Consider the following 24,467-nt stretch of genomic DNA (forward strand, 5'->3'; position numbering starts at 1 on the left):
AAAATTTATTTGTGTAAAGCTACATATTGCTCTAAACCTTCTTTTAATAATGTAGCAGCTCTATGAAGGTCAGTTTCATTTAGGATGTAAGCTAATCTTATTTCGTCACGTCCTAAACCTGGAGTAGCATAGAATCCTTCAGCAGGGCAAACCATAACAGTTTCATTATTTTTACTGAACTCTTTTAACATCCAGATTGTGAAATCTTCTGCATTTTCAACTGGTAATTTAGCAACTATATAGAATGCACCAGTTGGTTTTTTACATATAACACCTTCAACTTTCATTAATTCATTGTATAATACGTCTCTTCTTTTTTTGTATTCTTCATTAACCTCTTTGAAGTAAGAAGCTGGAGTTTTGTATAATTCAACAGCTCCTATTTGTTCTAATGTAGGAACACAAAGTCTTCCTTGACACAATTTAAGTATTTGAGCTATAAGACCTTTATTTTTACAAGCGATAGAACCAATTCTAGCACCACAAGCACTGTATCTCTTAGAAACACTGTCTATTATTATAACTCTGTCTTGTACACCTTCTAAGTTACCACAGCTAGTATACTCAAGTCCATCATAAACAAATTCTCTATAAACTTCGTCTGCTATTATCCATAGATTTTTTTCTTTAGCTATTTCAGCTAGGATATTAAGTTCTTCTTTTGTATAAATTGCACCAGTTGGATTTCCTGGGTTAGAAAGAATTATAGCTTTAGTTCTATCATCTACCTTAGAAGCTATTTCTTCTTTTGATGGAAGGTGGAAACCGTTTTCTGCTTTTGTTGTAACAGCATTAACTTCCACGTTTACACATTGACCAAATCCATTGTAGTTAGTATAGAATGGTTCTGGAACTAATAAATTATCTCCTGGGTCACAAACAGCCATCATAGTGAAAAGTAAAGCTTCACTACCACCATTAGTCACTAATAATTCATCTTTTTCAAAATCCATGTTGTAAGTTTTGTAGTAATTTTGAAGTGCTTCTAATAATTCTGGAATACCTTCAGAAGTAGCATATTCTAAAACTTCGCTATCAAAGTTTTTAACAGCATCAAAAAACCCTTGAGGAGTTTTTATGTCTGGTTGACCTATATTTAAGTGATATACTTTGATTCCTTTATCTTTTGCTGCTTGTGCAAATGGAACAAGTTTTCTGATTGGAGAGGCTTGCATTGCACTAACTCTGTTTGAATAATTCATTTTAATACCCCCTATTTAATTTAAATACGTATATTGTATTATGTAAATTGTATATTGGAATACAAGACATCTTTACAAGATAATAATAACATACTTATAGGTAAAAATCATCAAAAAAAATTAATATAGCTTTAAAATAAACTTTTAACAAATTACAGTGAAACACTCGTATTTATACTAATAAATTATATGTACATAAACTTATTTATAGTATGATAATATATGGATATATTAGTTATAATTTTTTTGTATTAGAAAATTAAAATACCTAATACTAAATATGTAAAATTATAAAAAATATTATAAATTTATTTAACAGATACAATAAATATCATATAATTATATTAAAGGCTATTAACTAAGAGGTGTTAATTATGAGAGAATTAAGAATAGATCCAATTACTAATGATGTTGTTATATTTGCTACTGATAGGCTGAAAAGACCATTAGATACAATTGATGTACCAAATGATGAAGAAGAAACGAATGAATACGATGAAGGATGCCCATTTTGTAAGGGAAATGAAGCTTATGCAACAGATACACTATTTGAAATAAAAGGTGATGAAGGTTGGCTTGTAAAATCTATATATAATAAATTTCCTATAATTGATGATTTGGCAAGAGATATATATGGTATTCATGAGGTAATGATAGAAAGCAATAAACATAACAGCAGTTTTTACAATATGAATCAAAAAGAATTTGAAGATGTTTTTTTTATGTATAGAAATAGATTTAAAGATTTGTCGAAAGATGACAAAGTAGAATATGTGAGTATTTTTAAAAATTTCTTGAGAAAGGCTGGAGCATCTTTGATGCATCCACATGCTCAAATACTATCTATGTCTTTTATTCCACCTGAAATTACAAATGAATTGTTGGTTTCAAAAGAGTATTATGATAGTAATAAAAGCTCTTTGTATAATGACTTGGTAGAAAATGAAATAAGTTTAAATAAAAGAGTGGTTTATAATGGAGACGCTTTTTTAGTGATTATACCATATGCAACTAAGTACAGTGGTGAAGTAAGAGTAATATTTAAAGACAACATAAAGTTTGATGAATTAACAGATAATAATGTAAAAGAGATTTCTATGATATTCGAAAAGTTATTTAAAAAATTATATAATATAAATGGGTATATGCCATTTAACTTATGTATCCATACTCATCCAACAAAAATTGAAACAAAATCATACTTTAATGTCCATATGCACATAATACCAAGAAAGTATAACCTTGGAGGATTTGAACTTGGAACAAATATGTATGTTTCTTCAATGAATCCTGAAGAATTAACAAAAAAATTAAAATTTGATTAAAGTATGTATCTTTTAGGTATTAAAGAAATAATGATTTTAAAATAAATTTATAGTATATTAATGTTAAAATAAAAACAAATAGAAAAATAAATAAAAAAACTAATAGAAAATTGCTATTTAGATGAGGAGTGGAATATGAAATTTATATCGTGGAATGTCAATGGGATAAGAGCGTGTGTTGGGAAAGGATTTTTAGACTTTTTTAGAGATATTGATGCAGATATATTTTGCTTACAAGAGACTAAATTACAGGAAGGGCAAATAGAGTTAGATTTGCCAGGTTATTTTCAGTACTGGAATTATGCAGAGCGAAAAGGCTATTCAGGTACTGCTATATTTACAAAAAAAGAGCCTTTAAAAGTAATGTATGGAATAAATATAGAAGAACATGATAAGGAAGGTAGAGTTATAACTTTAGAATTTGAAGATTTTTATTTTATTACTGTATATACGCCAAATTCTCAATCTGAATTAAAGAGATTAGAATATAGAACTAGATGGGAAGATGACTTTATAGATTATTTAGTTAAATTAGATAATCATAAGCCTGTAATAGTGTGTGGAGATATGAATGTTGCACATAAAGAAATAGACTTAAAAAATCCTAAAAACAATACAAAGAACGCAGGTTTTACAAAAGAAGAAAGAGAAAAATTCTCTAAATTATTAGATAGTGGATTTATAGACACATATAGATACTTTAATCCTGATAAAGAAGGAGTGTATAGTTGGTGGTCATATAGATTTAATGCAAGAAAAAATAACGCTGGATGGAGAATCGATTATTTTTGTGCATCTAAAAAATTAGAAGATAGATTGACAAATGCAAATATACATACTGAGGTATTGGGGTCAGACCATTGTCCAGTAGAATTAGAGATAATATAGAAGTTTAATCAGGATAAAAATTGGGCTGTAGATGTAAATTTAAAGTTAATTATTCTTTTAATCTACATGCCTTTTTTTAACCTAAATAAATTTCACTTATTTTTTCTTTGCTTAGAGTTTTCTAATTCAAATTGATTTGTTTTTCCCATGTTGTAAGCTAAATTAATAATTTTTTTCTCATCTTTAGTCAAATCACGATTTAGAATTTTCTTAAACTCATCAAATAATTTATCATAGTCAACTCTTTTTTTATTAGAATACTTTATAGATTTAGATTTAATATTTGTATACACATATATATCAGGTACTATGCTTGGATTATATATCTTAATAAAAACCTTCGCTGTATAATATGCATCATTTAAAGCGTTGTGATAAGACATTTTTTCATCAAGTTCCAATATAGAAATAGCATTTTTCAAGCCAATACTTTTTCCTGCTGGATTATTAAAATATTTAGATGCATGTTGTTGAATATTAATATAAGACTTAGGTAAAATATCTGATGCTAGCTTATGATAATTGATATTTCTGTATAACTCCTTTAAATCTCCAACCCCCCAAACACATAGTATAGGGTCGTGTGATGCTATGAATTTTATGAAATTGTTGTAAACCTCAGGAAAAGTAGGTGAATCGTTAAAATCAGAGTCTTTAATATTGGTCATACGACTAATAAAAGGGTGCATTGCCTTGTATAGTGTAGGTTTAATATAGCTATTAAATGTATCTACTATATTAAATTTAGAATCCAGTTTAATTGCTCCTATTTGTATAATTTCAAAAGGACATTTTTCATTGGACACAGTTTTATTGAGTTTTTTGTCAAATCCTTGGTTGAATTCCAAATCGAAAATTATGTATTCCATAAAGTTTATCTCCTAAATTTTTGTATTATTACTAGTATAGATTATATTATAAGCTAAATTAAATTTTTAAACAAAAATACTTTTATTTTAGTATACCCCATATTTATAAAAATGTTAAACTATTGTATGTATAATATTTTTCCAAGAAAAAATATTGCGAACTTTTTGTACTTGATATATAATAATATAAATAAAAACACGAATAAAACACGAATATTTTGCAAGAAAAATTCATAAATATAAGGAAAAATGAATTTTATCTTGTATATTTAATAAAATAAAATTTACACAAAAATCATAGGAGAGTGAAAAGATGGAGAGTTTATTATATGTAATAGAGAAAGATAAGCATACCAATGAAGAAATAAGAGAAATCCTAGAGAGCAATAAAAACATAAGATTCGTTTCTTTAATGGGAGTTGACTTAGGAGGAAATGCAACAGATGAAAAAATTCCTGTAGAATTATTTTTAGAGGATATAGATAAATTCTTAGAATCAGCTATACAAACTGATGGTTCAAGTGTTGAACTTTACAATATAGCAACATTGAATAATGCAAAAGTAGACTTAATGCCAGATAAAAGTTGTCATTGGTATGTAGATTACAATATGGAATACATAGATGAAGAAGTAGGGTTGCCTGTAGGAACATTAAAGATACCTGCATTTCTAATACACGATAATAAAAAAGTATGTTCTAGGGGAATTCTTCAAAAAGCAGATAAATATTTTAAGAAATCTATGTTTGAAATATTTAGAGAATATCCACATGTAATAAACAATATAGGAATAAACTCAGTAGATGATATAGAAGAAATAATGTTAACAGCAGCTACAGAACTCGAATTTTGGGTTAATACTCCTGAAGATAAAGCTGACTTAGAAAAATTATATGTATCACAAAGCTTAAAAGAACAATACTGGAAAAGAACTCATGGTATTATAAGAACTTGTCTGGAACAAAGTTTAATAATACTTCAAAAGCTAGGTGTAAGCCCTGAAATGGCTCATAAAGAGGTTGGGGGAATTCAAAGTTCTATAAGTATAGATGGAAAAACAAACCATGCTATGGAGCAATTAGAGGTTTCTTGGAAGTTTTCTACACCACTACAAGCGGCAGATAATGAATTATTAGTAAGAGATGTTATAGAAGATGTATTTACATCGCATGGATTAGAAGTTACATTTAAAGCAAAGCCAATTCATGGAGTTGCAGGAAGTGGTGGTCATACACATGTAGGAGTAAGTGCAAAATTAAAAGATGGAAGTATCAAAAACTTATTTGCTCCAAAAGATTTAAAAGAAGACTATCTAAGTGAATTAGGGTATGGAGCTCTTATGGGACTTCTTTATAATTATGAAGTATTAAATCCGATTGTAACAGCTTCTAATGATGGATTTAATAGACTGGTTCCTGGATTTGAAGCACCTGTATGTATAGTTACATCTTTAGGTCATAGTTATGAAATGCCATCTAGAAATAGGTCGGTACTTGTTGGGTTAATAAGAGATATAAAGAATCCAAAAACTGTAAGATTTGAATTAAGATCACCAAGTCCTCTATCTAATACTTACCTAGTAATAGCAGGATGTTATCAAACAATGTTAGATGGTATAAAAGCAGCAGCTAAGAGTGGACTTAGTACTAAAGAACTAGAAAAAGAATTATCTAAAAATGTGGGAGAAGAAAGTTTCTATTTAGAAAAAGACAGAGCATATAGAGATGAAAATGATGTATTTGAACATTATAATTTAGAAGAAAGAAATGCAAGATTTGGAACACCTCCAGCAACAGTTTATGAAAATATGAAAAACCTAGAAATATATGCTTCTAAATTAAAATCTTTAAAACAAGGTGATGTATTTACTGATAGTATAATAGAATCATTTAAAGTTGGGGCAATAGATAAGTGGCAAAAAAAATTAAAAACTAGAATAATAGAAGCTGGAATTCAAAAGATAAGAAGTATTGTAAAAGTACACACAAAAGAAAATATGGATGCACTTGATGAAGTAGTTTGGAATTCAATATCAGACTTAAAGTTTAATATTATGAAAGATACTTTAACTAGGGAATCACTATTTACTAGAGTAAGAGAGGCTGTAGAAAATAAAGATTATCAAACTGCTTCGGATTTACAAATAGAACTAAAGAGAAGCATGGAAGAAATACAACAATTATATATGCAATACAAGAAAAATATATATTAAGATAAAGTAGTAATAATTTGATTTTGATGTTATAAAGGCAATTAAGTATGATTAAATCATTTTGAGTTAAATCTCAAATGTAAAAACCATACTCAATTGCCTTTAATTTTGGATTTTAAGTTTTACAATAAAATTAATATAAAATTAATTATATTGATTATCTATTAATTCTGATATATAATCAGCAATTTCATCTGGATGAATGACTGTTTTAAACTCTTCTAGATTCTTTTTCATAAAATTTATTATAGAATCAAACTCATTTGATACTAACTTATAAAATATATTTTTTAGGTCTAAGTCATCACTATAAATCATTCCAAGTCCTTTATCTATTATAAATTTAGCATTTTCAATTTCTTGACCAACTTTTGGCATTTTAACAAGTACTGGAGTTTGAGACTGGATTGCTTCAAATATAGTTGCTCCTCCAGGTTTAGTCAACATTAAGTCACATTCTTTTATCAGATTGTACATATCATTTACAAATCCAAGTACTTTTATATTTTTTAGAGGTTTTTTATGAGTTAAATTATCATATAGTTTTTTATTTTTACCTGTAACTATTGTAATCTCTATGGAATTAATATGTTCTTCAATGAAGTCATCTATCCAATGCATAAAATCCTCATCTATATCAAATAGACCTCTTCCTCCACCCAAAAGCAATAGCCTATATTTTCCACAACAAGGTTCTTTACTTTCAATCTGGAATCTCTTATCTACAGGAACACCAGTAACTTTTATGGAATCTGGACTTATTCCTTTTTGAAAAAATCTATTTTTTATCTCTGGAGATGGAACAAAATATAAATCTGTATTTTCAAAAACCCATTCCATACTGTCTACAACATCTGTGATAACTGTCAATGTTGGTATATTTATATCAGGGTTTTTTATCTTAAAATTATTTACACAAGCAGCAGCTAGTGGAAATGTAGAGATAATCAAATCTGGATTTATATCAGAAATATACTCAGAAAGTTTAGGTGTATATAATTTATGAGAGAAATCATGTCTTGAGTCAAACGATTTCTTAAAATAATAATAATAATTATATAATCCAGGAGTATATTTTGTATTGTTTTCATAAAGCTTCACCATAGGCTTATTCATCATAGGTATACTTGCATTTATAAAGTTTTGTATAACAACATTGTAATTACTATATTTTTCCATAATACATTCTTTAACTGCTTTTGCAGCACTTATATGACCAGCACCAAATTGAGCTGTTAAGATTAATATAGTTTTATCTTCTTTTGTTTTAGACAATTTATCACCACTTTCATAAAATATATCTGATTAGAGTATTATACATTTACATAAGAATTTAATCAATAATAATATTAAAAAATAACTATTGTGTAAAACATAGTACTGTGTTATTATAAAAGCATAAGAAGTTTTAACATAGTACCTTGTAAAACACAATACTGTGTATTTAAAGAAAGGATGGAGTATATGAACACACAATTTAGAAAGGGTGTCTTAGAAATTTGTGTACTTGCTCTAATATCTAAAAAAGATATGTATGGATATGAAATAGTACATAATATTTCCAAAGTAATAGATGTAAATGAAGGAACGATATATCCTATTCTAAGAAGACTGACAAAAGATTTGTATTTTGAAACGTATATACTAGAATCTAATGAGGGTCCTGCTAGAAAATACTATAGAATAACTTCACTAGGAAAAGAAAACTTATCCAATCTGATGGAAGAGTGGAGAGAATTTGTAAAAGCTGTTGAGATTTTAATAAGTGAAGATGAGGGAGGTAATGAACTTGAATAAAACTGAGTTTCTGGAAATTTTAAAGGATTATCTAAAAAAAGATTTTTCTGAGAGCGAAGTTAATGATATATTGAGAGATTATGAAGAATATTTTGTAGATGGGATTATAGAAGGAAAGAGTGATATGGAAATAATAGCATCGCTTGGTTCACCAAAATCTATAGCAAGAGAACTTATTCTACAGACAAAAGAAAAAAACATTGAAGATGAAAAAATAATAAACACAGATATTTTAAATGATAAGTTTAGTAAATTCAAGTTAGATATGAAAAAGGGTTATTCTATTTTAAAAGATGAAGCTAAAGAAAAGTACAATAAATCGAAAGAAAGAGTAAATGATAAGCTTACTCCAAGTATAGAAGAAGGTGTCGGAGGAGTATCTAGAGAAGCTATAAAGATTTTATTAGTATTTTTATCCTTATTATTGATTATTCCAGCATTTGCATTTGTATGTGCTATTATTTCAGTTGCTATTGGGTTAGTATGTACATTGATTGCTTTTGTCATATCAATTCCATTTGTGATTAAATTTATTTCAATGGTTCCAGATGTTACAATGTTTTGTATATTTGCGACTATAGCATTTATAGGTTTAGAGATACTGGCATGGCAAATTTTACTGTTTGTTATAAAGTTAGGTAAACAATTGTTAGGCAGTTATATAAATTGGATAAAGAGAAAAAACATTTATATAAATGCAAATAAAAAGATGGAAAAAAGAAATAAGGATACTTTAAGTGAGAAAGATTTAAATAAAGATAGTAATGAAGATTTATATGATGATTATTGTAATATAGAAAAAGAAGAGAATATAAAGGAATCTGATAATTACAACGATGATAGTATAAATTTTGAGGCAATGTATAAAGATTTTGAAGAAATAGATGATAAGAAAGGAGAAGATAAACATGAATAAGAAACTTGCCATATTTGCTGCGGTTTTATTGGTAATAGGTATAATTGGAACAACATGGTCAGGGATTTTAGTTATGCCAAGCTTAATAAACTTTGGACTCGAAAAAGAAGCTGAATTCAAAAAGGAAAATAAACTTTATCAAGAAAAAGTAAATATTGACAAGTTAGATGTATCTGTTGGCAATATAAATGTTACGATAAAGAGACATTCAAGTGAAGATGTACGTGTGACAACAAGAGGAAACAATGAATTTTACAAATATAATGTAACTTTAAAGGATAAGACATTAGTTGTAAAAGGTGAAAGAAAATATGAAAATCGTGTTAAAAAAATTAAAAATTTTGACCAATTATTCAATACATCTATAAATAATATGTTTTCAGGAGATTATAGGGAAATAGTAATCTATGTACCAAATAATGTAGATATAAATGTATCAAGTGTAGATTCATCTTTATTAGTATATGATAATGTAGCTTCAAGCAATATAACATATAAGACTTCTTATGGAAGATTTGAGAGAGTTATAACTGAAAATAATATAAATAAGTTAGATACATTAAACTTAATATCTAGCAATAATCTTGAATTATCTACAAAATCAGTCTTAGGTGTTAAAAACGTAAATATAGAAACAGAATCATTAGATATATCTTCAGAATATGAAGACATATTTGTCAATAATGTAGAACAATATATACCTGAAAATATAAATATAAAAGAAAAAATAGGTAGAAATTCACATTACGATAACAACTTTAGCATATATTGTGATTTTCCAATTGCTAAAAATTTAGATATAGAGGTTCCAAATTCTAAAGTAAGTCTTAGTCTACCAGTAAATAAGTATAAGTTTAATTGCGATATAAAATCTAAAGAAAGAATAGAAGAAATTAATGATGAGTCAGAAGAATACAATGATAGTTCAATTGAATATGAACACAGTGAAGAAAATCATAACGCATATAAAAATATAAGAGAAATAAAAGGGCTTTTAAATGAAAACTTGTCGAATTTAGAACAAGAGTATACTATAAAAATAAATTCAAATAAATTAGAAATGTAAATAATTCATTACTATAATTAATAAATTGACCTAAAAGTATAAAAATATAGTCTATACTATGGTATAATAAGTATCGAAATAGAATTGGGAGAGGGATACTTATGAATAAAATAGCAGTAAGTTTTTTAATAATTGCTACTACTTTATTGAGTACAGCATGTATGGATTATAAAGTTGACAAAGTAGAATTGGTTGATTCTAGAGATTCTGCAGTTGTAAAGAAAGGTGAAGATATCAAAGAAGAAACTGATACAATTAATCCTAGAAGAACAGCTAAAATACCTATAGAGATAGTTTCAAAGGATGAAAAGATAGTAAAATACTTACAAATAGATGAAGAAAGTACATTAAAAGAAAAACTACAGTTAATCTTAGATACTTTATCACATGAGTATTTTAATGGTTTAGATATGGAAGTAGAAGTTCAGGAAAAAGATAGTCTAGTTAAGATAAACTTAGTTGAACCTGATGAAAAGGGGAGAGTTTCTTGGAAAGATGATTATTTAAATGAACAAAATATAATATATACTATAAATAATATTATCAAAAATGTCATTCAAGAAGATGATAATAGTATTTGGATTGAAGAAGTAGAGATATACTACAATGGAGAATTAATAGAGTTAACATAAGAAATGATGTGTTTTATTTAAAAGCACATCATTTTTTTTATAATTTTTTAATTCTTATAAAATCCTTATATTTATGATTTAGAATGATTCTTGTAAATAAGTTTGACAAAAGAAAGGATGAAAATTATGAGTAATTATATTTTGGAAGTAAAAGGAGTTTCTAAAAAGTTTAAGGAGCAGGTTGCAGTTGATAATATTTCAATTGCAATTAAACATAATTCTATTTATGGATTATTAGGACCGAATGGAGCTGGGAAATCCACTTTATTAAAAATGATAACAGGAATCTTAAACCCCACTTCTGGGAAGATATTATTTGAAGGTCATAGATGGACTAGAAAAGATTTAGCAAACATTGGGTCTCTTATTGAATCACCTGCTATATATGAGAATTTAACAGCAAGAGAAAATTTAAAAGTTCATACTACATTACTTGGTCTTCACGACTCTCGCATTGAAGAAGTTTTAGGGATTGTTGATTTAAGAGATACTTTTAAAAAGCGTTCAGGTCAGTTTTCTCTGGGTATGAAGCAACGTCTTGGTATTGCTATTGCATTATTAAATCACCCAAAACTTTTAATCTTAGATGAGCCTACAAATGGACTTGACCCTATTGGAATTGAGGAACTTAGAGAACTGATTCGTTCTTTTCCAAAACAAGGAATTACAGTTATTTTATCAAGTCATATTTTATCTGAGGTTGAGCAAGTTGTAGATGAAATTGGAATAATTTCTAATGGAGTAATAGGGTATCAAGGAGAAGTATCAAGGGAACAAAATTTAGAAGAACTTTTTATGAAAGTTGTAGCTGAAAATAGAAAGAGAGGTAAGTAACATGGAAAGATTTGTTAGAGCAGAATTCCTAAAGATGAAAGGAACTTTTGGAATGAGATTGTCTTGGATAGCCCCAATATTTTCTATACTTATCTGCTTTGGACTAGGTGGAGGACAAAATGGTGCTTACAATTGGTGGTATACTATGTTTCTTCCAGGAGCAATAACTTTGATTTGTTCTTTAGTAGTACAAAAAGATGAAAAAAAGAAGTATCGAGGTGTATTGTCATTGCCAGTTGACAAAAAAAATATCTGGACTGGAAAAATACTTTATTGTACCATTATACTTTGTATATCTTCAATTATTTTCATGATAGGGATAGTTTTTATTGGAGTAGTTTATAAGAAAACTATTTTAATAAATCAAAATATTATTGGAACTATAGTACTTATCTTACTATTTATGTGGCAAATTCCACTTTGTATGTTTTTAGCCTCAAAATTTGGTTTGTTTATTACAGTTTTAATAAATATGTTTTTCACTGTATTTGGAGTAGCTGTTTTTTCAACTACAAGTTCATGGTGCTTATTTCCATATTCAATTCCATCAAGATTAATGGCTGCAATATTGCATATTTTACCAAATGGACTTCCTGTACCAGAAGGAAATGAACTTTTAAGCACTAATGTCATTTTACCAGGGATATTAATATCTATTGCCTTATTTATATTATTTACTTTAGCTACAAGTGCTTGGTTTAAAAATAGAGAGGTGAAATAATATGGCACAACTAATAAGACTATTTAATTCTGACTTGATAAAACTAAAAAGAACTTACATAGTACTAATACACTTTTGTATTGCATTAGTAGGAATAGGCTTATTTTTAGGATATTACAATATTTCAGGTTATGATAGTATATCAAAGATAGGAGCATATTTACAAGTTATAGCTATAGCTTTTCCTTTATTATCAAGTATTATGTGTTCAATGTGCGTTGAACAAGAATATTACTCAGGAAATTATAAGCATATACTAACATCATCTAATCCAAAATACCTTACAATTATAAGTAAATATGTAATTTTAATATGCCTTGGTTTTGGAGCAACATTAGTTTCTGTGTTAGGTTTTGAATTTGGTATAGATACTATTTTTAATAATAATCATTTTACACTAAGTTTTTATATGATTTCAATTTTAATTTTAGCAGGAAGTAATCTATTTGAATATATATTACATTTATTCTTAAGTTTGAGATTTGGAAAAGGAACATCAATTGGAGTAGGTATAGTGGAGACTTTACTTTCAGCACTATTACTAACTGGACTAGGAGATGGTATATGGCAGTATATTCCTTGTGCATGGGGTGTTAGATTTGTAAGTGTTTGGGCATCTTTTTCAAGTTCTAAAGAAATTGAATCAATTCAAGAGTTTCAGTCAATAGGTTTAATTTGTGGCTTTGCAACTATTTTAGCATTTGTAATTTTATGTATTTGGTTTTCTAAATGGGAAGGTAAGAAATCTGAAGAATAAAATAATTAATTGTTTATTTAGATTATTTGTATTATTATATTATAGTATAATTTGATAACAGAAAAGAGATAAAAATAATCAGATATACAGTTGCTTAGGTGTTAATTAAACTGTTTGGAGGATATGATACGAATGTTTCGGAAAAAAAATTCTAATAATAAAAAAGTTGTAAAGTTAAGAACTATTTTTGTAAGATATTTGTCTGTATTCTTTGTTACAACAATTACTTTGGGAGTTCTTTTAGTATTTTTGTTTTCTGTGTTATTATCATTAGGAGTAGTGTTGCCATCCAATTATACAGAAAAGCAAATCTACAAATATAAAGATGAAATTATTTCAAGTGAAAAAGTAACTAAAGATATAATACCAGATTTTTGTGACTATGGAATCTACACTTTAGATGGTAAATTGACTTCGGGAACTTTTAATAATGAAGAAGCAAAAAAAACTTGGAATTTAATGAAAGGTATTGAAGTAAAAAGTGGACATTCGTCAGACAATTATATAAAACTTTTTAGACAAAATGAAGTATGTATAATAAGATATGATATAGTATCAGAATTCAATTCTCCAGGTTTAAGAAAATATTTGCCAAAGCCAGAAGTATTAGGGATAATTATTTTTGTTGTAGCATTTTTTATTGAAGTGGTTATACTATCAAAATCTTTTGGTAAAAAAATTAATGCAAAAATGGACCTTTTGAAAAATGCTACAGAAAAAATACAACAGCAAGATTTAGATTTTACAATAGAATCTAGTGATATTTATGAAATTGATAATGTTCTCTTTTCTATAGAAAAAATGAAGCTAGCATTAAAAGATTCTCTAGAAAAGCAGTGGAGACTGGAAGAAACTCGAAAAGAACAGATATCTGCATTAGCACATGATATAAAGACCCCATTAACCATTATACATGGAAATGCGGACTTATTGATTGAAATAAATGACAATCCTGAGCTATCAGAATATATGGAATATATAGCAAATGGTGTTACTCAGATAGAAAAATATATTAACACTCTAATATACATATCTAAAGCAGATAAAGGTTATACAATTAATAAAGAAAGTATTAATATTGATAAATTTATAGAGGATGTTTTGGTGCAAATAGAAGCACTGGCCAGTACAAAAAGTTTAGATGTGGAATTTTATAAGCAAGATGATTTACCTAAGAATATAACAATAGATAGAGAATTATTATTTAGAGCTATTATGAATATAATTTCAAATGCTATTGATTATTCAACAAATCAAAGTAAGTTATATTTTGATGTATTAGTAAATCAAAGATATTTAAAATTTGTAATTACAGATTGTGGAAGAGGTTTTTCTAAGGAAGATTTATCAAAAGCTACAGAACAGTTTTATACAGGCGATTCGAGTAGGAACTCTAAATCTCATTATGGTATGGGTCTATACATTGCAAATACTATTATACAAAAACATAATGGTAATTTAAATGTTGAAAATTCTATAAAAACTAGTGGAGCAATGATAACAATTGAAATACCAATAATTTAATACTTATATCCATTTTATAAATACCTAAATTTTATATACTTGGTAGGTATTTGTAAAATGGATAATTTTTGTGGTTAATTTTATATATTAATTAAATCTGATAAAAAGTTTTCGAACATCACTCCATCATTTCTATCAGTGTCAAATTGAGACGTATAATTTATCGTTTTATATATAAAATCTGTTGCAGTATTAACAGCTATTCCTAAGTCATGGTTATTCACTAGCATACCACAAAGCATAGATGTAAATATATCTCCAGTTCCACTATAAGAACAGTTATTGTATTTAACAGAAGTAAAGAATATATGGTCAGTATCTCTATCATAAGCTAAATTTAATATATTATCATCTTCTAATATACCTGTGATTACAACTTTACTAGGTCCTAAAGAAGATACAGATTTTGCAATATTTATAAGTTCATCTCTATTATAATCCTTTTTTGTATAGTCATTTCCAGTTAAGAAACAAGCTTCTGTTAAATTAGGAGTAGTTAAATCTGAATGTCTAACTAATTCTTTAATTTCATGTCTCATTTCTTCTGTAAAGATTGGATACATAATTCCATTATCGCCCATTACAGGGTCAACTACGATAAAAGCATTTGGATAATCATTTATAAAGTTTGCCACTATTTCAATTTGATGTTTTGAACCTAAAAAACCACTATATATACTATCAAAGTTGACTTTTAAATTTTTCCAAACAGTTGAATATTTTACCATCTCATCAGTGCAATCTAAAAATGTAAACTCAGGATAACCAGTTTGACTTGAAAGTATAGCTGTTGGAAATGGACAACATTGAACCTTTAATGCTGAAAGTATAGGTATAGCAACTGATAATGAACATTTTCCTATTCCAGATAAGTCATTAATTGCTGCGACTTTTTTTTGCATAAAAAACCCTCCATTAGTATGTATTAATCATAATGATATCAAAATATTTATATACATATATATTACTATAAAAAAAAGAAAAAAGTAGATTATAAAATAAAAATTTGTAAAAAAAACAGTGTATCAATACAATTAATTTTTAATATTGGACATAATAAGATAGAGAATTATTAAATATGAAAATTATTGTATATAATAATAGCTTTTTTGTGAATTTATTCGTAAGGTGTACTATTTGGGAGGTGTAGCTTTGAAAATACTGAAAAATAAAAATAAGTACATCAAAGGTATAATGGCATTTGTATTTTTATCTTTAGCTACTACAGCAGGTGTATTTTTAATTAATGATTTAAGTATGAAAAATATGAAAGAAAAAGTTATAGAATCTGCTACTGTTGAAGGTGATGATGTAAAAGACCAGTATAAGTTATTGCTTGAAAATTTATTTGACTACAGAAATAAGGCAATATTAGAGAAAAATGAAAATATTTTAAAAGGTCTTTATGAAACAGAAAAAAAGTTTGGTCTTTGGGCTTATGAAAATGAAGTAAAAAAGATGAAGTATTTAGAAAATTGGTCTAGTAAACAAGGTGTAAAGTTTAAAGACATAAAGACAAGAGTCAAAGTTAAAAAAATAAAAGAAAAAGAAAAAGACTTATATGGCATAATATGTTCTGTATCAACTGAGTATAAGTACTCATATGAAAATCAAAAGGACAAAGAAAATGTATTTAGAATAGGTACATATCACTATCTAAATGTAAAAATCATAGATAATCAATATGTAATAACTAAAGAGTGGTATACAGACCCTTTTGCAGATTCTTTAAATTTAGAAAATATAAAATCTGATGATATAAGAAGCTATATTGGTCAACAAAATGCTGTAGAGTTACAGCTTACAGAAGAGCAAAAGAAGGCTATCGATTATGCACATAAATACTGTGGAGCAGCAGCAGATGAAGAACATGGTATGAAGTTTAATCCAAATTATAGAGATTATAATCCAGAAGGTGGAGATTGTGCCAACTTTGCATCACAGATAATGTTTGAAAGTGGAAAGTTTAAGAAAAATTCAATCTGGAATTATAGTGAAAGAGCAGGAACAAAAGCATGGGTAAATGCGCAAGCTTTTAAAAATTATGCTCTCTATAGCGGAAGAGGTTCATTAATAGCTAAAGGTTCTTACGAAGATGTTTACAAAGAAGCTTATAATCTACGTCCTGGAGATTTTGTAGGATATGAAAAAAAAGGTAGAATAACACATGTTTCGACTGTAACGGGATTGGATTCAAGAGGATATCCTTTGGTAACCTGTCATAATACTGATAGAATGCTTGTGCCATGGGATTTAGGTTGGAGTGATAAATCTATAAGATTCCATATAATAAAAATAAACTATTAAAAATTTATAAAGAAAAATAAAGTATAAAAGATAACAATGATTTAATATTATAAATTAAAAAAAATGATTGTTAATGTATAAAAATAATAATAATTGACAAACATAGCTATATATGATAAAGTAGTAATAAGGTTACAGAAAAGAGTAGCTAAATAATTGTGTTTTTTTAGGAGGATTTATTAATGAAAACTGGTGTAGTTAAATGGTTTAACAATGAAAAAGGATTTGGATTTATATCTGTAGAAGGTGAAGGAGATGTTTTCGTACATTTCTCAGCTATAACAGGAGATGGATACAAATCATTAGAAGAAGGACAAAGTGTTGAATTCGAAGTAGTGGATGGAGCTAAAGGTCCTCAAGCTGCTAACGTAGTTAGATTATAATTAAAAATTCATATATATTAGTATTCTAGTAATATGACAGATAAGCCGCTAATCGTTTAGCGGTTTTTTCAGTTTTTTGTAAACTAAATTAATTGCAAAATAAATTAAAATTATTAAAATAAAGGCATTAATAATAAGATAAATATGTTAAAATTAATAGTGTAGAGTAAAATTATTATGGCTAAGTTTAAGTCAATTAACCTCTAGTTAATTTTCTATAAAAAGAATAAGTGACGCTGATAGACCATATAAAAATATTAATAAAGTATAGACATTTAAAGCTATTAAAAGAAAAACGCTTGTTACAGCGTATAGTATCTAAAAAATACTTAGAAAATGAGAAAGGAGAAAGTTACTGCAAAAAAGTAACATTATAAATATTGGATAATATTTATAAGTTTTCGGTAACGGTGGGTAGTGTAATGAACATATTATTCTTTCTAACACCAAAAAGTGAAGTAGCATATATATATGAAGACTACACTATAAGGCAAGCCCTAGAAAAAATGGAATATCACAAATACTCTGCAATTCCAATAATAAGCAAAGAGGGTAAATATATTGGAACTATAACAGAAGGTGATTTTTTATGGACATTAAAAAACGACTTAAATCTGGACCTAAAAGGATTGGAAGATGTTCCAGTAACAGATATAAATAGAAAAATGGATAATTCTCCTGTTTCCATCAATGCAGATATTGAAGATTTAGTAATAAAATCTTTAAATCAAAATTTTATTCCTGTTATAGATGACCAAGATACATTTATTGGGATAATAAAAAGAAGAGATGTAATAGGTTATTGTTATGAGATAATACGTGGATATAAAAATTTAGCAGATGATAATTAGAAAATTTTTTGAAACTTTTCAAGTTTCTACTTCTATTCTTTGTAATAAAAGAATAATAATATGAAATTAAATTCTTAAACTTTAATATAAAAGCTGTCTTTTCTAAAAATTATAGATAAGACAGCCTTTTTTATCTGTTGTTTTATTATTAGTCGTTGTATTTTACAAGATTTCCATATTTAGCATTAAGAGAATTTATTTTATTTCCATAAACTTCATTTTGTTTTTGGTATAATAAACTTTTTTCAACTTCATCTTTAACTTCATCAAATGTAGATTCTGTACTTTCTTGAAGGTCTTCTAACTTTATTATATGGTATCCAAATTGAGTTTTAACTGGTTCACTTACTTCACCTTTAGCCATAGAGAATACAGCTTCTTCAAACTCAGGAACCATTTGTCCTCTACCGAATGTTCCTAAATCACCACCCATATCTTTAGATGGGCAAGAAGAATGTTTAACAGCAGCATCTTCAAAAGATATTTCTTCTGATTTTATTTGAGCAAGTATTTCTTTAGCTTTTTCATCACTATCTACTAGTATATGTTTAGCAGTTGCACTTTCTGGTTTAGAAAAAGAACTCTTATTAGCTTCAAAGAATTTTACTTTTTCATCTTCTGTTACATCAACACTAGATAAAACTTTATTTATAGCAAATTGCTTTAATACATTTGCTTCTATTTTTTTCATTTCTAACTTAAACACTTCTTCTTCATCTAATTTTTCGTCCTTAGCATCTAAGAAGAATAGTTCTTGGTTTACTAAATCATTTAATAAATGTTTTTTTCCTTCTTCAGTTTTAAATTGCATTGCTTGATAAGGATCTAATGATTTTAATGCATTTTCAATATCAATATTAGTTATCTCTTTTTCTCCAACTGTTACTAAAACTTTTTTTTCCATATTTTCCATAATAGTTAACTCCTTTTATAGTGTATTTCATTATTAATATAAAGCTACCAACTTAAATAATATCAGAAAACGATGTATATGTCTAACATTTAAAGTCATATTAAGTCAAATAGACTTAGATTTAATAGAACAAGGTGATTACAATCAATAGAATTGAGGCCATAATTCCCACTATTCCTTCTTCATGTTTAAATTTAAGTGTTTTTACTATTGAATAATAAAAATATATTCCAGTAAAAACTATCTTTAGATACAAGAAAAATAAACTCTTTGGATATATCAAGAAACTAAAAAGAGTAAATATAAACGCAAGTAAAGTGCTTATCCTGTAAAAGAAATCTATTTGTGTAATGTCTTTATATTTTATTATAAATATTGAGTATAAAATGATGTAAATAATTGCAACAATTGTATAAGCAGTAAATAATGTATTTTCAAGAGTACCATTTGAAATTACTATCCACTTATACCACATAATTGGCCAAAAAAATAGTGCCAAGAACTTAAAATAATTATCAAAAAACTTTTCTTTATACATTCATCAAACAACCTTTCTTAAAAAAGCATGTATTTGTTTTTAGAATTTTAAATAATGTGCTATCATTATTATATATTAATATTGAGTTTATAGAAACCAAAATTTGCTAAAATAAATATATAGATTTTTGCTATTAAGTCAATTAAAATTACTACCATTTTATTATGAAATTGGATCAAATATGTAGAAATATGGCAAATTAGTTAATACAAGATATTTATTATTACCAAGTGGTAAAGTTTGTTTTTTTAATGATAAGAATTCCAATCTTTTTTGAAAAAATTTGATATCTACATTAAGCATATCAGCCATTTCATAAACACAAGTAATACCAGAATTAATTATATTTATTATATCTTCTTCTGTAATTAAAAATTCACAAGCCCATTTTAAAGCTTTATTTTCACATTTATCTATAATGATTTTTGTGTAATAATCATTATAAGAGGATATATAGTATCCAAAACTAGTGAAATGATGTCCAAGTTCCTCTGCTAATATGGATGTAAGTTTATTGGTATTTTGTTTTAAGTTACTGAGTAATGATATAACTTTTATACCATGCCTGTTTATATATAATCCTTCTAAGTCACCTGCAATATGAGTGGTATAATGAATTATTATCTCTTCCTGAGAAGCTAATTCAAAAAGTTTATCCAAATTATTCATAAAAATCCCCCTAATATAGAATGTATGTTTGATGAAAAGTTATATTAAAAGAGCAGAGAAATAAATCTGCTCATTATATAGTTTATTTTTTTTTATATTTATTTAGTAAAAATTCTATATAATCATTAAGTTGTTCTTGAGCTTCTTCAGGTAAGTCTTCATGTGGATTTTTTCTATGTGCCGCAACAGTGTCAATATTTTCCTTAACCAAGGTTCTTCCAAGAAGGTAATCAACTGATACATTAAATACATCAGCCAATTTATTTAAAATATGTTCATCAGGAAATCTGTTTTCTGTTTCATAGTATCCTAAAACTCTTTGAGAAACTCCTACTTTTTCACCAAGTTCTCTTTGAGTAAATCCAAATTCCTTTCTAAGTTCTCTTAATCTTTTGGCAAACATTATAACACCACCTTATGTATAAATTATAACAAATTGTTCTAAAAATTAAAACTAATAAAAGAAAAAAGAATGATTTTTTCTAAAAAATATTGATAAAGAACAAATAATTCTATATAATGAATATAGATAAGAACAAAATATTCTTAATTATACTAGGAGGAGAAAAGTATGTTTAAAAATAATTTAAAAGGTTACAGAGAATCTATAAGGTTGTCGCAAACTAAATTTGGAGAAAGCGGGAATTACAAATAATTATATATCAAGAGTAGAAATAGGCATAAAAAGTTATGATTCATTTTGCATAAAAAATTCTGTTATTTCAGAACAAAATATGAATAAAATTTTTTGAATATATATAGAACAAAATGTTCTTTAAAGTTTGTGGAACTTGCAATAAGGCTATTGATTAGAAACTATCATTATAAAGTTAAGGCTAAAGACAATAAAATATAAAAAGGAGAAATACAATGGATAATAAAAAAGATATATTACTTAAGGAAGTAGATGAAAGATTACATAATTACAAGTATTTGGATGTAAAGATAAAGAATATTAACCTAGATATAAAAAGATGTGAAAATGAATACTTTGGATGTGGAGCTGTAGTTTATACTGAAAAAACTAGTACTACATATAATATAAGTTCTTCTGTTGAAAATGAAGTTATAAAAAAAGAGGAGAGATTAAGAAAATTAAAAATGGAAAAAGATGATATAGAAATAGAAAAGGAAAAAATAGAAAATGCTCTAACTTGTCTAAATGATATGGAGATGGAATTTTTTAATCTCTTTTATAATAGTAAGACTAAAAATAATATGACCTATATTTCTATGAAATTGCATTTAGATAGAACTTCTTGCTACAACTTAAAGAAAAAGATGATTTGTAAATTAAGTGAAATATTATAAAAAACATAACACTTTTACAACACTTTATACACACTATAGCAACAACACCCACTGAAATACATGAGATAATGTTATTGTGAAAGAAATCTATAGTGAGGGAGGTGAGGAATTGAGAAACATGATATTACCTAAAAATATAGAGGGAACATAACAATAGAGAAATTAGATGTATCTTTAAAAATTACTTATGCTACTCATAAGAAGTTTGCCACATTAAGTAAAAAAATATTTAGTGATAGCGTGGTGATTATTTGCTTAAAAACAAAGAAATATTAGAAACAATTATTGATATACTTAAAAAAAGTTTTGATGAAAGTATTTTTATTGATGATGAAAGTATGCAAGGTTCAGAAGGGTCTTGTTTTTTTGTAAGTATGGTATCAGTTCTTTGTACACCCATAATGTTAAAGACAAACAACAAAGATGTTGTTATGTCTATAAAGTATTTACCAAGACCACAATCAAATAATATAAGAATGTATGAAGTTTCAGATGAACTTGATAAGCTATTTAATAGAACTGTAAATGTAAGAGATAGAAAATTAAATATAGCTAAAATTGAACAAAGCATTAAAAAAGAGGAGTCAATTTATACATTGAACTTTTCAATTACATTAAACTTTCTTGATAGTGTATATGATGAAGAAGAAGAAGAAGTATATGAAAATATGGAAGAAATAAATTTAAACTTAGGAGAGTGATAGTATGGCTATAGGATTACCAAGTATCAATATATCATTTAAGGAGCTAGCTACAACTGTTAAAGAGCGTTCAGCTAGAGGAATAATTGCAATGGTGCTTAAAGATACCAAAGCACTAGGATTTAATGAAATACATGAAAAAGAAGATATACCAGCTGATTTATCTGCTGAAAATAAAGACTATATAAATATGGCTTTGATGGGAAATGTCAATGCACCAAATAAAGTATTAGTTTATGTGTTAGGAGAAGAGGAAGAGGTTCAAAGTTCCTTAGACTTTTTAGAAACTAAAGAATTTAATTATTTATGTATGCCTAAAGCAATAGAAGCTGATAAGAATGTCATCAAAAGTTGGATAATTAAACTTAGAGATACAGATAAGGTTAAAGTTAAAGCGATATTGGGCAAAGTTGCAGGAAATCATGAGGGAATAATTAATTTTACTACAGAAGATACATTAGTTGGAACAAAGAAGTATAGTGCTGAGGAGTTTACGAGTAGAATAGCTGGTATTATAGCAGGAACACCTTTAAGTCAATCAATAACTTATACTAAGCTTGGTGATGTTATTGATATACCTAAAAGCACTAAAGCTGATGCAGAGTCAAAAGTTAATAATGGAGAGCTTATCCTTATTAAAGAAGCTGGAGCTATAAGAATTGCCAGAGGAATAAATTCTTTAACTGATTTAACTGAAGAAAAAGGAGAGATGTTCCAAAAAATCAAGATAGTTGACACTTTGGATATTATACATAGTGATATAAGAAAGGTAATTATAGATGACTATATAGGAAAAGTTACTAATAGTTACGATAATAAATGCCTATTAATAGTATCGATAAAAGGTTATTTAGAAGAACTAGAAAAATCTGCTCTTATAGAGTCCAATTCTACTGTTGAAATAGATTTTAAAGCACAAAAATCTTATTTGAAATTAAAGGGAATAGATTTATCTTATATGACTTCACAAGAAATAAAAGAAGCTAATACTGGTTCTAAAGTATTTTTAAAAGCAACAATAAAAGCACTAGATGCTATGGAAGATATAGATTTATCAATAGAAATATAGGAGGATTATTAATATGGCAAATATGGAAGCTAGAAATGTAATGAGTGGTACTTGGGGAGAACTTTGGCTTGATGGAGATAAAGTGGCAGAAGTAAAGAAATTTCAAGCAAAGATGGAATTTACAAAAGAAGATATTATAATAGCAGGTCAAATGGGAACTGATACGAAGTATATGGGATATAAAGGGAAAGGTTCAATAACTTTATATCATGTCAGTTCAAGAATGCATAAGTTAATTGGAGAAAAGATAAAAAGAGGTTCTGAACCTAGATTTGTAGCTATATCTAAGTTAAATGACCCAGATTCTTATGGAGCAGAAAGAATAGCAGTAAAAAATATAGCTTTTGATGACTTAACTTTAGCTGATTGGGAAGTTGGAGTAAAAGGAGAAATAGAGGCTCCTTTCACATTTACTGAGTATGACTTCCTTGATATAATTTAGTTTTATCTGGATAGTTAGTAAATATATAGTTAATAAATGCTGTTAGTTAATAGAAATTGATTGATAAAGGAGTAGATAATAATGAGTGAAAATGGATTATCAAAAAATATAAATATAGTAGACTTACTTTTAAATGCAGATACAGACAATTTAGAAAGACCAAGTACTGTAGTTGAACTTAAGAGATTATCAAGTATATTTGATCAGGAATTTAAAGTAATGTGCAAAGCTTTAACAATAAGTAAAGATGAGGAGATACAAAATACTTGTCTTAAAATTGATGAAAATATGAAAACGGATATAGACTTACCAGAGATGCAGATGCTTACAATTATAGAAGGTGTTTGTGATTTAGATGGAAAGCTTTTATTTAAAAACAAGGAATTAATGAGTAAATTTAAGGCTCCAACTCCAAAGGAATTGGCAAGAAAGCTATTGTTACCAGGTGAAATTACTAATTTATACAGAATCCTTCAAGATGTAATGGGTTATGGTAAAAATGCAGTAATAGAAGAGGTAAAAAACTAATAGGGACGGATA

At 27.0% G+C, this 24,467-nt stretch carries 26 protein-coding genes; 19 read left to right on the forward strand and 7 right to left on the reverse strand.

The genetic code is table 11. The features are described 5' to 3' along the window. Positions 1–5 precede the first annotated feature (5 nt). Entirely contained in the window at positions 6–1,202 is a 1,197-nt protein-coding gene (locus IC758_RS06615) for a pyridoxal phosphate-dependent aminotransferase (RefSeq protein WP_227434247.1), read from the reverse strand. 374 nt (positions 1,203–1,576) lie between these two features. Here IC758_RS06615 and galT point away from each other — a divergent pair, with 374 nt between their 5' ends. Further along, complete coding sequence (gene galT, locus IC758_RS06620) at positions 1,577–2,527, forward strand: galactose-1-phosphate uridylyltransferase (protein ID WP_227434248.1); 951 nt, start codon at positions 1,577–1,579, stop codon at positions 2,525–2,527. A gap of 135 nt (positions 2,528–2,662) precedes the next feature. Next, complete coding sequence (locus tag IC758_RS06625; RefSeq protein WP_227434249.1) at positions 2,663–3,415, forward strand: exodeoxyribonuclease III; 753 nt, start codon at positions 2,663–2,665, stop codon at positions 3,413–3,415. 92 nt (positions 3,416–3,507) lie between these two features. On the opposite strand, the gene IC758_RS06630 is transcribed toward IC758_RS06625, so the two are convergent. Further along, positions 3,508–4,284 (reverse strand): 3'-5' exonuclease, encoded by a 777-nt coding sequence (locus IC758_RS06630; RefSeq protein WP_227434250.1) that lies wholly within the window; start codon positions 4,282–4,284, stop codon positions 3,508–3,510. A gap of 313 nt (positions 4,285–4,597) precedes the next feature. On the opposite strand from IC758_RS06630, the gene IC758_RS06635 reads away from it, so the two are divergent. Continuing rightward, complete coding sequence (locus IC758_RS06635) at positions 4,598–6,496, forward strand: glutamine synthetase (protein ID WP_227434251.1); 1,899 nt, start codon at positions 4,598–4,600, stop codon at positions 6,494–6,496. Positions 6,497–6,640: 144 nt separating this feature from the next. Here IC758_RS06635 and IC758_RS06640 read toward each other — a convergent pair whose 3' ends face one another. Further along, positions 6,641–7,771 (reverse strand): MGDG synthase family glycosyltransferase, encoded by a 1,131-nt coding sequence (locus tag IC758_RS06640; protein ID WP_227834635.1) that lies wholly within the window; start codon positions 7,769–7,771, stop codon positions 6,641–6,643. Between the two features lie 189 nt (positions 7,772–7,960). Between IC758_RS06640 and IC758_RS06645 the strand changes: the two genes are divergently transcribed. The 8 genes from IC758_RS06645 (at position 7,961) to IC758_RS06680 (ending at position 14,743) form a co-directional block, all read left to right on the forward strand. Beyond that, on the forward strand, positions 7,961–8,293 hold the full coding sequence (locus IC758_RS06645) for a PadR family transcriptional regulator (protein WP_009889116.1): 333 nt from the start codon (positions 7,961–7,963) through the stop codon (positions 8,291–8,293). Next, positions 8,280–9,209: a DUF1700 domain-containing protein gene (locus IC758_RS06650; protein WP_227482261.1), complete on the forward strand. Its 930-nt coding sequence runs from the start codon at positions 8,280–8,282 to the stop codon at positions 9,207–9,209. The genes IC758_RS06645 and IC758_RS06650 overlap by 14 nt, the downstream gene beginning before the upstream one ends. Then, a complete protein-coding gene (locus IC758_RS06655; protein ID WP_227434254.1) occupies positions 9,202–10,275 on the forward strand; it encodes a DUF4097 family beta strand repeat-containing protein in 1,074 nt (357 codons plus the stop codon). The genes IC758_RS06650 and IC758_RS06655 overlap by 8 nt, the downstream gene beginning before the upstream one ends. Before the next feature lie 101 nt (positions 10,276–10,376). After that, a complete protein-coding gene (locus IC758_RS06660; protein ID WP_227823670.1) occupies positions 10,377–10,907 on the forward strand; it encodes a hypothetical protein in 531 nt (176 codons plus the stop codon). Between the two features lie 126 nt (positions 10,908–11,033). Then, the gene (locus IC758_RS06665) at positions 11,034–11,741 is read left to right on the forward strand and encodes a lantibiotic protection ABC transporter ATP-binding protein (protein WP_227434256.1); all 708 of its coding nucleotides are present in this window, start codon (positions 11,034–11,036) and stop codon (positions 11,739–11,741) included. A gap of 1 nt (position 11,742) precedes the next feature. After that, positions 11,743–12,462 carry a lantibiotic immunity ABC transporter MutE/EpiE family permease subunit gene (locus IC758_RS06670; RefSeq protein WP_227434257.1) on the forward strand — a complete coding sequence of 240 codons (720 nt, stop codon included), beginning with the start codon at positions 11,743–11,745 and terminating at the stop codon, positions 12,460–12,462. A gap of 1 nt (position 12,463) precedes the next feature. Then, positions 12,464–13,219, forward strand: a complete 756-nt coding sequence (locus IC758_RS06675; RefSeq protein WP_227860830.1) for a lantibiotic immunity ABC transporter MutG family permease subunit — start codon at positions 12,464–12,466, stop codon at positions 13,217–13,219. Between the two features lie 132 nt (positions 13,220–13,351). Then, positions 13,352–14,743, forward strand: a complete 1,392-nt coding sequence (locus IC758_RS06680; RefSeq protein ID WP_227834634.1) for a sensor histidine kinase — start codon at positions 13,352–13,354, stop codon at positions 14,741–14,743. A gap of 80 nt (positions 14,744–14,823) precedes the next feature. Here the strand turns inward: IC758_RS06680 and IC758_RS06685 are convergent, their stop codons facing one another. Continuing rightward, the gene (locus IC758_RS06685; RefSeq protein ID WP_227860831.1) at positions 14,824–15,645 is read right to left on the reverse strand and encodes a pyridoxamine kinase; all 822 of its coding nucleotides are present in this window, start codon (positions 15,643–15,645) and stop codon (positions 14,824–14,826) included. A 250-nt stretch (positions 15,646–15,895) separates the two neighbouring features. On the opposite strand from IC758_RS06685, the gene IC758_RS06690 reads away from it, so the two are divergent. From IC758_RS06690 to IC758_RS06700, 3 genes are all read left to right on the forward strand, one after another. Further along, complete coding sequence (locus IC758_RS06690) at positions 15,896–17,050, forward strand: amidase domain-containing protein (RefSeq protein ID WP_227434261.1); 1,155 nt, start codon at positions 15,896–15,898, stop codon at positions 17,048–17,050. 182 nt (positions 17,051–17,232) lie between these two features. Beyond that, a complete protein-coding gene (locus IC758_RS06695) occupies positions 17,233–17,433 on the forward strand; it encodes a cold-shock protein (protein WP_227434262.1) in 201 nt (66 codons plus the stop codon). A 422-nt stretch (positions 17,434–17,855) separates the two neighbouring features. Then, positions 17,856–18,284, forward strand: a complete 429-nt coding sequence (locus IC758_RS06700) for a CBS domain-containing protein (protein ID WP_227434263.1) — start codon at positions 17,856–17,858, stop codon at positions 18,282–18,284. A gap of 148 nt (positions 18,285–18,432) precedes the next feature. On the opposite strand, the gene IC758_RS06705 is transcribed toward IC758_RS06700, so the two are convergent. The 3 genes from IC758_RS06705 to IC758_RS06715 form a co-directional block, all read right to left on the reverse strand. Further along, the gene (locus tag IC758_RS06705) at positions 18,433–19,188 is read right to left on the reverse strand and encodes a peptidylprolyl isomerase (protein WP_227434332.1); all 756 of its coding nucleotides are present in this window, start codon (positions 19,186–19,188) and stop codon (positions 18,433–18,435) included. 709 nt (positions 19,189–19,897) lie between these two features. Beyond that, a complete protein-coding gene (locus tag IC758_RS06710; RefSeq protein WP_227434264.1) occupies positions 19,898–20,404 on the reverse strand; it encodes an ImmA/IrrE family metallo-endopeptidase in 507 nt (168 codons plus the stop codon). A gap of 82 nt (positions 20,405–20,486) precedes the next feature. Next, complete coding sequence (locus IC758_RS06715) at positions 20,487–20,807, reverse strand: XRE family transcriptional regulator (RefSeq protein ID WP_227434265.1); 321 nt, start codon at positions 20,805–20,807, stop codon at positions 20,487–20,489. 467 nt (positions 20,808–21,274) lie between these two features. Between IC758_RS06715 and IC758_RS06720 the strand changes: the two genes are divergently transcribed. From IC758_RS06720 to IC758_RS06740, 5 genes are all read left to right on the forward strand, one after another. Next, positions 21,275–21,715, forward strand: a complete 441-nt coding sequence (locus IC758_RS06720) for a hypothetical protein (RefSeq protein ID WP_227434266.1) — start codon at positions 21,275–21,277, stop codon at positions 21,713–21,715. A 251-nt stretch (positions 21,716–21,966) separates the two neighbouring features. Beyond that, positions 21,967–22,416, forward strand: a complete 450-nt coding sequence (locus IC758_RS06725; RefSeq protein ID WP_227860832.1) for a DUF6838 family protein — start codon at positions 21,967–21,969, stop codon at positions 22,414–22,416. A gap of 4 nt (positions 22,417–22,420) precedes the next feature. Then, positions 22,421–23,485, forward strand: coding sequence for a phage tail sheath subtilisin-like domain-containing protein (locus IC758_RS06730; protein ID WP_227860833.1), 1,065 nt, complete (start codon positions 22,421–22,423; stop codon positions 23,483–23,485). Positions 23,486–23,498: 13 nt separating this feature from the next. Further along, complete coding sequence (locus IC758_RS06735; protein ID WP_009896262.1) at positions 23,499–23,927, forward strand: phage tail tube protein; 429 nt, start codon at positions 23,499–23,501, stop codon at positions 23,925–23,927. A gap of 81 nt (positions 23,928–24,008) precedes the next feature. Continuing rightward, positions 24,009–24,455, forward strand: a complete 447-nt coding sequence (locus IC758_RS06740) for a phage tail assembly chaperone (protein WP_227823675.1) — start codon at positions 24,009–24,011, stop codon at positions 24,453–24,455. The last annotated feature ends 12 nt before the right edge of the window (positions 24,456–24,467 follow it).

This window comes from Clostridioides sp. ES-W-0016-02 (genome assembly GCF_020641035.1).
Lineage (GTDB): Bacteria > Bacillota > Clostridia > Peptostreptococcales > Peptostreptococcaceae > Clostridioides.